The 12363-nt window shown below is 62.3% G+C and carries 10 protein-coding genes, 1 tRNA gene and 1 pseudogene; 8 read left to right on the top strand and 4 right to left on the bottom strand.

Annotated features, from left to right (window positions below):
* Positions 1-11: 11 nt before the first annotated feature.
* Positions 12-191 (bottom strand): hypothetical protein, encoded by a 180-nt coding sequence (locus P0Y50_07145; protein ID WEK41375.1) that lies wholly within the window; start codon positions 189-191, stop codon positions 12-14.
* Positions 191-1498 (bottom strand): 3-phosphoshikimate 1-carboxyvinyltransferase, encoded by a 1308-nt coding sequence (aroA, locus tag P0Y50_07140; protein WEK41374.1) that lies wholly within the window; start codon positions 1496-1498, stop codon positions 191-193. The genes P0Y50_07145 and aroA overlap by 1 nt, the downstream gene beginning before the upstream one ends.
* A 125-nt stretch (positions 1499-1623) precedes the next feature.
* Here aroA and P0Y50_07135 point away from each other — a divergent pair, with 125 nt between their 5' ends.
* From P0Y50_07135 to P0Y50_07125, 3 genes are all read left to right on the top strand, one after another.
* Positions 1624-2088: a TIGR02300 family protein gene (locus tag P0Y50_07135; GenBank protein WEK41373.1), complete on the top strand. Its 465-nt coding sequence runs from the start codon at positions 1624-1626 to the stop codon at positions 2086-2088.
* 269 nt (positions 2089-2357) lie between these two features.
* Positions 2358-2433 (top strand) — tRNA-Ala (locus tag P0Y50_07130).
* 320 nt (positions 2434-2753) lie between these two features.
* A complete protein-coding gene (locus P0Y50_07125) occupies positions 2754-3671 on the top strand; it encodes an alpha/beta hydrolase (GenBank protein WEK41372.1) in 918 nt (305 codons plus the stop codon).
* Here P0Y50_07125 and P0Y50_07120 read toward each other — a convergent pair.
* A pseudogene (locus tag P0Y50_07120) lies at positions 3648-3814 on the bottom strand (DUF3363 domain-containing protein). The gene P0Y50_07125 and the pseudogene P0Y50_07120 sit on opposite strands and share 24 nt — an antisense overlap.
* A gap of 138 nt (positions 3815-3952) precedes the next feature.
* On the bottom strand, positions 3953-4147 hold the full coding sequence (locus tag P0Y50_07115) for an energy transducer TonB (GenBank protein ID WEK41371.1): 195 nt from the start codon (positions 4145-4147) through the stop codon (positions 3953-3955).
* Between the two features lie 84 nt (positions 4148-4231).
* Between P0Y50_07115 and P0Y50_07110 the strand changes: the two genes are divergently transcribed.
* From P0Y50_07110 to P0Y50_07090, 5 genes are all read left to right on the top strand, one after another.
* Positions 4232-6400, top strand: coding sequence for a TonB-dependent receptor (locus tag P0Y50_07110; GenBank protein ID WEK41370.1), 2169 nt, complete (start codon positions 4232-4234; stop codon positions 6398-6400).
* 102 nt (positions 6401-6502) lie between these two features.
* Positions 6503-7003, top strand: coding sequence for a sigma-70 family RNA polymerase sigma factor (locus tag P0Y50_07105; protein WEK41369.1), 501 nt, complete (start codon positions 6503-6505; stop codon positions 7001-7003).
* A gap of 64 nt (positions 7004-7067) precedes the next feature.
* Entirely contained in the window at positions 7068-8000 is a 933-nt protein-coding gene (locus tag P0Y50_07100) for a FecR domain-containing protein (GenBank protein WEK41368.1), read from the top strand.
* A gap of 288 nt (positions 8001-8288) precedes the next feature.
* Positions 8289-11495, top strand: a complete 3207-nt coding sequence (locus P0Y50_07095; GenBank protein ID WEK41367.1) for a TonB-dependent receptor — start codon at positions 8289-8291, stop codon at positions 11493-11495.
* Between the two features lie 91 nt (positions 11496-11586).
* On the top strand, positions 11587-12102 hold the full coding sequence (locus P0Y50_07090; protein WEK41366.1) for a hypothetical protein: 516 nt from the start codon (positions 11587-11589) through the stop codon (positions 12100-12102).
* Positions 12103-12363: the final 261 nt, after the last annotated feature.

Raw genomic sequence — 12363 nt, 5'->3', positions numbered from 1 at the left:
CGCGTTCAGGATTACAGTCGAATAGAAGAAAAAATCATCGTCGGCGCGCAGATGAACGACGCCATGCCTCCCCGCACCGCGCCGGTTGAAGCCGCCCCCCAGACGACCCAGCCCGTCCATGCGGCGCCGCCCAGGCAGCCCAGGAGCGCCAGAACCGCAAGGCCGCGATGGAAGACCTCGTGAACCTGCATCAGGCGATCGGGCCGCCCAGCCCGTTCATCATCCCGACGAAGCCGGGGAAGCTGGTGGCGATCATTTCGGGGTCCAGCACCGACACCGGCTGTTCGGCGGCCAGGCCCAGGACCAGATGGCTCATGGCGATGCGGTGGTCATGGGCGGTGGCGACCGTGGCCCCGCCGCGCACAGGTCCGCCCGTCACCAGGAAGCCTTCGGGCTCTTCCTCGACCTGAACGCCGCAGGCGCGCAGGCCATTGACCATCAGCGATATCCGGTCGCTTTCCTTGACCCGCATCTCGCCCACGCCGCGCATGACGGTGACGCCCTCGGCAAAGGCGGCCGTCGCCGCCAGGATCGGATATTCGTCGATCATCGACGCGGCGCGATCCTCGGGAACCACGACGCCCTTCAATCGGGAATAGCGGGCGGTGATGTCGCCGACGTCCTCGCCCCCGGCTTGGCGGCGGTTACGGATGGTCAGGTCGGCGCCCATTTCGATCCAGGTTTCGAACAGGCCGGTGCGAAGCCTGTTCAGCATCACCCCCTCGACCGTCACCTCCGACCCCGGCACAATCAGGCCCGCCGCCAAAGGAAAGGCCGCAGACGACGGATCGCCCGGAACCGCCACATGGGTCGCCTTTAACGGCTGTCCGCCCTTGAGCGTGATCTTCCAGCCCTCGCCCTGCGCCTCGACCCCGACTTCGACGCCGAAGGCCCGCAGCATCCGTTCGGTGTGGTCCCGGCTCTTTTCCGGCTCGGTCACGGTCGTCACGCCCTTGGCGTTCAGGCCGGCCAGCAGAATGGCCGACTTGATCTGGGCCGAGGCCACGGTCTGCACATAGTCGATTCCCTTGAGCGTCCCGCCGGTCAGGGCCACCGGCACGCGGTCTTCCGCCGCCAGCCAGCCGAACCGCGCGCCCATGTCGGCCAGAGGCCCGGTCACCCGCTTCATCGGCCGTTTGCGCAAGGAGGCGTCGCCGTCGAAGGTGGCAGTCAGCGGATAGCCCGCCGCCGCCCCCATCAGCAGACGCACGCCGGTTCCGGCGTTGCCGCAGTCGATCACAGACAGGGGCGTCTTGAAGCCGCCCGCACCCTCGATGCGCCATTCGCCCTCGCCGGTCCGCTCGACCTTGGCCCCGAAGGCTTCGACGGCGCGGCCGGTCGCCAAAACGTCATCGCCTTCCAGCAGACCCTCGACCGTGGTCACGCCAGCGGCCATCCCGCCGAAGATCATCGCGCGATGCGACATGGATTTATCGCCGGGCGCACGGACCTTTCCGGCAAGGGCGGAAGAACGTCGAGCGGTCAGTTGGGAAGGCATATTCACCCGCTTCAGGCTTCAATGGCGAAAGGAGTGCGCGGGCGGCGCGAAAGACAGCTTTTGACAGCGGCCCTAAGGGGTGGCAAGGGACCGCCCCGAATTCAACCCGTTGAAAGTGTCCCCCCGTGGCCAATCCCGAACTGGGCGCCAAACAGGTCTGCCCCAACTGCCAGGCGAAATTCTACGACCTGAACCGCCGCCCGGCCCACTGCCCCAAGTGCGGCACGGACTTCGATCCTGAAGAAGCAATGAAGCTGCGCAGCCGCCGCGCCCGTCCCGGCTATCCGGCCGACGACGAGGATACCGAAGATCAGGTCAAGGCCAAGACGACCGACGGCGACGACGACGAAGAGGACACTGAAACCTCCACGCCCGAAATCGACGAGGAAGGCCACGAGCCCATCCTGACGCCGGACGACGATGATGACTCGCCCGCCGACGCCTCGGAAGAGCCCGGCATGGGTTCGACGGACGGCGATGACGACGACCTGCTGGCCGATGACGATGACGATTCCGTCCCCTTCATCGAGGACGAGGACGACGACTCCATCGACGACGAAATCGCCAAGCCATCGCGCGACGACGACTGATATCCACCCCGAAGTCGGCGCCGCCTCGCTTTGTGGGGATAAGCGCGGATTTCTGTTGCGCCCGCCGCATTTCCCGCTAGGGAAGTTGCGGCGGGACCGCAGCTGTTTTGAACCGTTTCGGCTTGAAATATCTGCATATTTTCACCTTTAGGAACGCGGTGAAAATAAATCTCGAAACGGGCTTGATCGCAGAAAAAGCCTGACATAGTTTCCGCCGCCTCGCCGGGGGCCATCGCAAGATGAACCGGGCGAACCAGACCGCAAGGTCCGGGGCTTTAGCTCAGTTGGTAGAGCGCTTGCATGGCATGCAAGAGGTCAGCGGTTCGACTCCGCTAAGCTCCACCAGTTTCCAAGGGGTTAGCAGGCGACTGCTAACCCCTTTTGCTTTTCGGCAGCACACGGACAGCAAACAGCGCGTTCAAGACCATCGCGCGTTCGGCGATGAGAACCCAGAGGCGTCCCACGAACTCACGGTCGGGGGGCCGGAGGCTCGCATCTCCTCAGCGCTCCGATATGGCGCAGCCGGCATTCTTCGCCGAGCTTCGGCGCCGGCTTGAGCCTCTGATAGTGCAGCCCTTCAGAGTGACACTTGCCGTCAATATTACGCGGGTGTTGTTGACGCACGATTTTTGTCCGGACATTAAAACTCATCGAACTTTGGTCTTATGCGCGTGCCCAACCTTGTCTCCAACGGCATCCAACTGGCCTATGACAGCTTCGGCGACGAAGCCGACGAAGCGATCCTGCTGATCGCCGGGTTGGGCACGCAGATGATCCGATGGACGGGTCCGTTCTGCGGCGAACTGGCGGCGCGCGGCTATCGCGTAATCCGTTTCGACAACCGCGACGCTGGCTGTTCGACACATTTCAACCAATGCTCTCCGCCGGATTTCGGGGCGCTGGCCGCAAGGCTTATGGCCGGACAACGGCCGGATGTTCCCTATACCCTCTACGACATGGCCGAGGACGCAATAGGCCTGCTCGATACGCTCTCCATTGATCGGGCGCATGTCGTCGGTCGATCAATGGGCGGCATGATCGCGCAGATCATGGCGAGCGAGCATCCCGAACGCGTGCTATCCTTGACCTCGATCATGTCGAGCACGGGCAATGCCGGGCTTCCGCAAGCCGCGCCGGATGTCATGGCGATGATGACGCGGCCCGCCCCCGATCCCTTCTCGGACGAAGTGGGGTTTCTGGCGCAGTCCGTCGCCTTCGCGCAACGCATCTCTGGATCTCGATATCCACTCGACGACGAGGCTCACCGTCTCCTTGTGCTGGAAGAAATCCAGCGCGCATATGATCCTGCCGGCGCCGCGCGGCAGATCGCGGCGATAGCTGTAACCGGCGACCGTCGTTCACGGCTGGCAACCATCACGGTTCCCGCGCTCGTCGTGCATGGGGCCGACGATCCGCTCATTCTTCCAGCCTGCGGCGAGGATACCGCCATTTCGATCCCAAATGCGCAACTCATGATGATCCAAGGCATGGGTCATGACTTGCCGCCCGCGCTTTATCACACGGTTGCCGAGGCGATTGACCAAACGGCTCGGCGAGCTTCAACGATTGAAACCTGTTCCTGAGTGTTCGGAGGGAAATCCCGGCTGCCTTCCCAACCGCCACGCCACCGATCTCCCTGTATGATCCCCATAACTTCGCGCCCAAGCTGGCGCTCGATCACCGGCCGCCATGGGATAAGTGTGAACTCGAAGCTCTGTTCGATGACGTGGCGCCGTTTCTCATCCAGCCATGACGAGAGTCTTAGGTCCGGGCTCATCTGGCCCAGATCACGATGGCGACGACGCGACAAACCCCGCGAGACAATTGCTTGCGGTCTGGTCGTGACCGTCCGCTTTTCCTGCCGTCACCGCCCCCGCGTGAAGAATTCGACCGGGACGATCAGGGTGATGCGTTCGCCGGGCGTCTCGGCGGGTGGCGCGGGCAGCGGCTGGGCGCGCTCAAGCAGGGCCAGGGCTTCGCGGTCCAGGGCGGCGTGGCCCGAGCTGCGCTCCAATACGGCGGAGAGCACCCTGCGGTGCTCCTTGGGAGCCTGGTTCATATCAATGGGTCCTGAGCCTAGTCATTGCGAGTAAGCCCCCCTAAGATCCACCCCTAGTTGTGGCTCTTTCAGCGAGGCGCGGAGATGGCTTGGTTGCCGCTAATCGTTGCTTTCGTCGCGACGCATGGCGGCGCCGCACCAGAACTGGTGGAGACATCGCAAACGCAAGTCATCACTCGGGCCCAAAATGATCCCGTCCAAGTCGACGATGTCGAGGTGTTCGGCCGTCGCGGCGCCGCGCTCATGCTGCCGGAACTCGAATTGGATGGCGCCAACATCGACGCGCTTCGCGCGTGGAGCATTGACGAAGTGTTGCAGCGGATGGGTGAGACCCTCTCACTTGGCGAGCAGCCCATGGTTCTCATAAACGGGCAGCCCACGCCGAATCTTTCGGCCTATACCGGCTTCCCGCCCGACGCGCTCGTGCGTGCTGAGGTGCTTCCGCCGGGGGCGGGTGGACTCTATGGCGCGACCGCCGGACAGCGGGTCATCAACCTCGTTCTGCAGCCGCAGTTCTCAAGTCACGACGGCCGTCTCGTCGGTGCGCGGCCGACCCAGGGAGGGGCATCCTCGCTTTCGGGCGACCTTCGACGTTCCGCCATCACCGGCCGCAACACTCAACAGATTGGCCTGAGACTGACGCGTGACACGGCGCTCAGGGCGGGCGAACGGAAGGGCTATCTTGCGCGGGACGCATCCGATGACGAGGCCGTGACGATCCGGCCTCAATCGGCCTCCGTAGCCGCCAACTTCAGCGCGACGCGAGCGTTTGGAGACTGGTCGGGCGTATTCAGTGTGAATGGCCAGACCCAGGATAGTCATGCCGTCGTGCGCTTTGGAGACGAGGTGGTCGCGACGCGCCGGTCGTCCGACACCCTTACAGCTTCGGCGGGATTCAGCGGGCAGGCTCTCGGGTGGTTCTTGCAAACCAACCTCAATGGGCGCGCGGCCTGGAGCCGTGAACGTGGGCTTCAGGATCTCAGAAACGAGTCCCAGGCGTTCACCGCCACTGGATCCGCACGTCGCTCGCTTGTCGAACTCCCGGCCGGCGCGCTGACCGCCAATCTGAACACCAGTCTGATGACGAACCGCACAGTCGGGACGCGGGATGGAGCCTCGATAGACAACGCGTTCCAGTCCCAAGACCTTCAGGGCCTTCTTGCGGTTCCGCTTTCGAAGGCGGACGCCGCTTCATTCCCCAGCCGGCTGATCGGCGAACTCGCGGCGACGCTCGGCGCGGGCGTGAGGCAAGGCGGCGGCGGTGGAGGCGAGGAATTGCGCGCGGGCCTGTCATGGAGCCCCCGCCGTGGCATCCGGCTCAATGGCGAATGGACCGGATCAACGGAGAGCGTGCCAGATATCGTCAGGACGGAGCCGGAGTATTACGGCGCTCCAATCGTCGTCTTCGACTTCCGAAACGGCGAAGCGGTCGAGATTCTCCCGCTGCGGGGCGGTAATCCAGACTTGGTACCGCCCCAATCCGAACGGTTCTCGCTCACGACCGCTCTTGGTCCGTTCACTTCCTGGGCGGTCTTGGCGAACCTGACCTACCAGCGCGCCAAGGCGTCCGACGGCATCGGCGCCCTGCCGGGTTTGACCGAGGATGTGGAGGCGGCGTTTCCCGACCGTTTTCGACGCGATCCGCAAGGGCGCCTGACCAGCATCGACTACCGTCCGATGAACCTCAACTCAACCCTGAGCGAGAGCCTGAGCACGAGCCTGAATTTCAACCTTCCACGCCCGACGCGACCTGGCGGGGATCGCGCGACCGTGCTGCGCATCGCCATCAATCATACGCTTCAAATGTCGAGCCTGGTTCAACTCCGCGCCGGCCTTGCTGAACTGAATCGTCTGCAAGGCGATGGCGGCGGCCTGTCGCGGCAGAGCGCCCGCTTGATGGTCGATGCGCGGCGAGGGCCGTGGGGCGCGAATGTCTCCGCACAATGGCAGGACGGCTATCGGACCCGCCGCGTCAGCGGGCAGGACGGGCTGGACGATCTCGTCGTCGCGCCCTTCACGACGGTCGATCTGCGTTTGAGTCTTCAGTTGACTCCAGACGGATCGAGGAAGGCGGTCGAAGCGGGTCCTCCACGTAGAGGCGGAGGCATTCAGTTCAATTTCGACATCGAGAATCTGTTCGATGCCCGCCGGGAAGCGCGTCTCAGCAATGGCTCCGCTGCACCAGGATACGGTCGCGACGTCCAGGACCCGCTTGGCCGGACCGTGCGGGTGACGTTGCAGCGGCGCTTCTAGGATCGCTCGTGGATTGACGCGCACGCCAACCTTACACCACAGTGTCCTCGAGCGAACGATGGTCCCGGGAGGGTCGTAGTGAAGCCGCCAGCACCTAGTCCAATGGTCCAGGATTTGGACGAGGCTTTTCGGTCGAGCGCCGCCGGTCTGCACGCCATAACGCGCCGCGTCACAGGGGAAGAGGCCGATCTGGCGCAGGATGCGTGCCTCAGGCTGGTCGAGACTGCGACCCGCGAGCCGGTGGCGGCGCCGACGCACCTCCTGTACCGACTGGCCCGGAACCTGGTGATTGATCGGCTCCGCTCGCGTGCCTTGGCGACCCAGGTTTTCCGATCGAACGCGGCGAGCGATCATCATCCGTCTCCCGAAGCCGATCCTGAGCGCGCGCTGCTGGCCAACGATCGTCTCCGTCGGGCGATGAAGGTGATCGAAGCCATGCCGGAGCGGCGCAGGAAGGCTTTTCTGATGCATCGTATCGACGGATTGAGCTATCTCGAGATCGCGCGCGCCATGGGCGTCAGCATCAAGGCGGTGGAAAAGCATATTTCGGCGGCGATGCTGGATCTCACCCGGAAAATGCACGCCGAAGAATTCGACAGGTAGGGAATAGCGCCGTTCGTTCGTCTATAGGGATAGTCCGCCCTCCCCGGTCGATAGCGCTCCGCTCATGTTCTTAAACGACGACATTCATGAAGAAGCGGCCCGATGGTTCGCCGCTCAGCGGCGAGGCCCGATGTCGCTGGACGAACGCCAGGCGTTCGACGCCTGGCGCACCGATCCTTTGCATCAGGCTGCGCTTAACCGCATGCACGAAGTCTGGGGGGAATTGGCTGCGGTTGGAAGCGTCGCGCCCCGGACCGATCACCGGCCGATCAGACGTCGGACGGCGATCGCCGCTGTTCTTGTGCTCGGCGTGACAGGCCTGACGTTAGGCGCGGGCTGGAGGCTTCATCAGCCATCGGCCATGACCGGCGTCGGCGAACAGCGCAGCCAGGAATTGCCGGACGGCAGCATTCTCGCACTGAACGTGGTGACAAAGGCGCGCTACGACATCAACGCCCGTGAGCGGCTGGTGCATTTGAGCGAGGGCGAGGCGACTTTCGTGGTGCACAAGGATCCGGAGCGCCCTTTCCTCGTCCGCGCGGCGGGATATGAGGTTCGCGCTGTGGGCACGGCTTTCAACGTCCGCAATCGCGATCACAGCCTGGACGTCGCCGTCAAGGAAGGCGTCGTCCAGGTCCGGCGTCTGGCGGGAAACGACAAACCCGTTTTTCTCCGCGCCGGTCAGCGACTTCAAATCCGCGACACCGCCGACGTGGCCCAGACGCCGCTGAAGATTTCGGAGATCTCGCCGGGCGCGGTCGACGAATGGCGTCAGCGCGTCCTGACCTATGAAGACACCTCGGTCGATCAGATCGTGCAGGACGTCAATCGCTTCTATGAACGTCCCCTTGCCGCCGACGTCGACCTAGGCCGACGTCACGTGACATTGAGGCTGGTGATCGATGACCGCGCCGACACGGTGAAACGGTTGGCCTTGCTGCTGAACGCACATGTTGAGACCAACGGTCGCAAGGACCGGCTCAAGCCGCTTGCCTAGAGCGAAATCGGTCGAGTTGGGCGCGGCTCTGATTTCGCTCCAGCCCTGCCTGAAGGCTGATTCACGGCATCGGCGGAATCGCGAAGCGATTCCACCTCAACCGGTCAGGTTCCAGGGTTCTTCGCGAAACCGAAAAATATTTGCCGGAGCGAGGTAGGGTTTTTCCCGACTGAATCGTCAATCCCTTCAAAACAACGATCTCTTGGGAGGGAGAGGCCTATGATGTTGCGGCTTTCGCATGTCCGTTTTTCGCGTTTGCGCATGTTGGCGGGGGCTGGCTGCGGCGCCTTGCTGATTGCGGCGGCGCCGCTGGGGGCGGCGGCCCAGTCTGCGGTGGCGTCGTTCAACATCCGGCCCGCCCCTCTGTCCCAGAGCCTGTTGGAGTTCGGACGTCAGGCCGGCGTCTCCGTCGCCGCCGATCAGTCCCTCACCTCCGGGCTGCGCGGCCACGCCGTTTCGGGCGATCTGCCGGTTGAGGACGCTCTGCAACAGCTCCTTGCCGGCACCGGCCTCAGCGCCGAATTCTTCGGTCCGAACGCTGTGCGTCTGGTGCGTTCGGGCCAGGGGGACGCCGGGGGAAACGACCTGGGCGGGCGGCCCCAGGACGCTCAGGAGCCGACGACCGTCGCGGACATCGTCGTCACCGCCCAGAAGCGTGAGCAATCGATCCAGGACGTGCCGATCGCCGTCTCGGCCTTCTCGGCCGAAAACCTCGATGCGATGAAGATCGAGGGCGGGTCCGAACTGTTCCGCGCCGTGCCGAACGTCACCTTCTCCAAGGGCAATTTCAGCATGTACAACTTCTCGATCCGGGGGATCGGGACCAAGGCAGTGTCGGCGTCGTCAGATCCAGCGGTGGCGGTCAGCTTCAACAACACCCCGCTGATCCGCAATCGCCTGTTCGAACAGGAATATCTCGACGTGAACCGCGTCGAGGTCCTGCGCGGACCGCAAGGCACCCTTTACGGGCGCAACGCGACGGCCGGCGTCGTCAACATGTTCCCCAATCTGCCGGGTCCGGACTTCGACGCCATGCTGAAGGCTGAGACGGGCAACTACGGCTCGGTTCGCGGCCAGATGATGATCAATATCCCGCTGACCGACACCCTATGGATTCGGGCGGCGGCCGGCCTGACCAAGCGCGACGGCTTCGACTACAACACCTTCAACGAAACTCACGTCAACGGGCGCGATCTGCACTCGGTCCGTCTGTCGGCGGCCTGGGAACCGACAGAACGTTTCCGCGCCAACCTGATCTGGGAGCATTTCGGCGAGGACGACAATCGCGCGCGAACCGGCAAGCAACTCTGTACGACCGATCCGGGCCCCACGCAGGTGGGAAGCTACACCCTCACAAGTGCCTTCCTGAGGGGGGTTCTGAGCCAGGGCTGCAAGCCCGGCAGCCTCTTCGACGATGCGGCCTACGGCACACCCAACGGCACCAGCATGGGGCAGATCTGGGCGGCGGCGAATGTCACCTACGGCAATCGCCTCGTCAACGGCAGGTTCACTGGGGCCAACGGCGTTTCCCAGGGCCTAAACCCCTATGCGGGCGTCACCCAGTCGACGAACCTTCGCGAGATCGCCACCAGCTATGATCCGCGGTTCCGTGCGACCAATGATGTCTATCAGTTGAATCTCGAATTCGACCTGTCGCCGTCCCTGAAATTCGTCTCCCAGACGACCTTTGCAAAGGACGACTTCTGGTCCACCCAGGACTATATGCGGTATGTCTCCAACGAGATATTCAATCGCAGCGACTATGACGACTACATAGATATCTATAGAAGACCACAGAAGATCCACGAGACAAAATATAATGCGGCTCCGGGCGGCGTATATACGGACCCGCAACTCGGACCATCAAAACGGATGCTGGCTGTCGACCTGAGCACGTCGAAGAACGAGCAATTCTTCCAGGAATTCCGTCTGCAATCGAACTTTGACGGACGATTCAACTTCAACCTCGGCGCGAACTATCTGAAGTTCGACACCAAGGATGACTATTACGTCTTCAACAACGTCTTCACCCTGATCGCCGAGCAGTGGTACAATCAGATTCTTGTTCCGGGACAGACAGGCGATGGCATGTCCATCCCCTGCACGGATGGCAGCCTGAACGAATGTGTCTATGTTGACCGGTCCTCGATCGCCAACATCGCCGGCGACGGCCATAACTATTTCCGCAGCAAGAACGAGGTGACGACCGAGTCCTACGGGATATTCGGCGAGGCCTATGTCGATCTTTCTGACGCCTTCCGCCTGACGGCCGGCCTGCGCTACACCGACGACAGCAAGACGACGACGCCCTACCCCACGCAGTTGCTGTTGGGGACGCGGGACAGCCTCGGCTACGGGCACCTGACCGGCGGCTCGATCGCCAGAGGCTTTGTGGCGCTTCCCGATATCGAGCAGAACTGGGCCGAGACCACGGGACGCCTGGTGCTGGACTGGAAGCCGACAGCCAATCTGATGGCCTATGTCTCCTACGCCCGCGGCTACAAGGGCGGCGGAACCAACCCGCCCCGCGCCGACATCAACCCGCGCACGGTGCAGTATCTGCCCCAGTCCAGCGTCTTCGACCCCGAATTCCTCAACGCCTATGAGGTGGGGATCAAGAGCAATCTGCTGGATCGGCGTCTGCGGCTGAACGCCACGGCCTTCTACTACGACTATAAGGACTATCAGGTCTCTCAGATCGTCGATCGCATCTCGCTGAACGAGAACTTCGATGCGGAAAGCATGGGGCTGGAACTGGAAGCCGCCTATCAGGTGACGCCCAGCTTCCGGATCAATGCGAACTTCGGCTATCTCAAAACCCGTATCGCCGATGGGGAAGGTTCCATCGATGTGATGAACCGGACGCAGGGCAATCCGGATTGGATGGTGCTGCGCCCCTGGGTCCAGGTGCCGTCGAACTGTGTGGCGCCGACCGCGATCGTCGAGAAGATCGTCCGCAGCAGCTATGGCGACAGTTTGAACCAGCTCGCGCTTCAGGTTCTCTGCGGCGGCTCCAAGAGCTACGGCTCCTTCGATCCGACCTTTGTCGGCGGCACCCCCTTCTGGGCTCTGTACGGCATCACCTATAATCCGCTGAAAGACGCGCCGAACAACGGCCGCGGCTTCATGGCGGATCTGGGCGGGAATGAACTGCCGAACTCGCCGCGATGGACCGCCAGCATCGGCGCCGAATATGTCTGGAATATAGGCAACACGGATATCACCCTCAGAGGAGACTACTATCGTCAAGCTGAGAGCTACTTCCGCGTCTATAATACCGAATACGACCGCCTTAAGGGATGGGGCAACGCGAACGTCTCGATTGCGATTGAGAACGCCTCATCTGGGGTGACAGTCAGCGCCTATGTAAAAAATGTCTTTGACGACAGTCCAATAGTCGATGCGTTCACAAACAGCGACGACACGATGTTAACCACGAACGTATTCACCCTGGACCCCAGAATCTTAGGAGTCTCAATATCCAAGACGTTCTGAAATAAACATTGACTCTCTGCGGTTGATTTATAATATATCACTGCTAGAAAAATTATTTTCTAGATCAACTCTGACGAAGAAGGTACGGATCATGAATAAGATGCTTGCTGTAGCCTCGTCCATTGCTGCTATCACCTTGTTTGGCGCCGCTTCCGCTAGTGCTGCAGACTTCGCAACGGCGCCCGGAACCTATCGTGCTGAAGGCGATTTGGTACTCTATCAGACGATTCCGAATGTTTCCTGTCATGTCACGATGGATATCGCTGTCGACGCCGCCGGAAATGCAAAAACGACGAGTGTTGTCTTCAGTCCTGGCAACACCACGCTGTGCGGGTCACTGATCCGCCCTCTGACAACCAACTGGGATCTCGTGAAGATTTCCAGCGGCGTGAACACCGGCCAGTTCCAGTTTCAGAACGTCAGCGTCCAAGCCGGTGCGGGCACCTGCACCGGCACCTTGACGCCTCTGACGCTTAACTGGGGCGGCGCGAACCAGATCGCGGCCACCACGGCCCTGGTTTCCGGTTCGCCGACCGTTTGCCAAGTGTCCGGCGTCCTCGATGTCACTCAGATCAGCGGCGCATCGGGTCCCCTCCGGATGCCGTAATCGTCCGAACACGAACAAGCGCCTTCCCCTGCGCTTGCGCCTCGGCCGGACGTTCGCCGTCCGGCCGAGGGCCTCGTTCCCGGGGCTTCCTGCAGAAACTAAGCCGAGCGTCATTCGCTCGGCCATCTTTTTAGACGACCCCCATCAACTTCTGAAACCTCTTGAGTTCTTCTGTTGGAACCGCTCGCAACCACCGGCAACTGACCAGCGCAGCAGATCGCCGACAGGAGGAGGTTGTCCATATATTGGTGATGGGCATGT

The organism is Candidatus Brevundimonas colombiensis (assembly GCA_029202665.1).
Classification (GTDB): Bacteria; Pseudomonadota; Alphaproteobacteria; order Caulobacterales; family Caulobacteraceae; genus Brevundimonas; species Brevundimonas colombiensis.
This window is presented reverse-complemented; position numbering and strand designations above follow the sequence as displayed.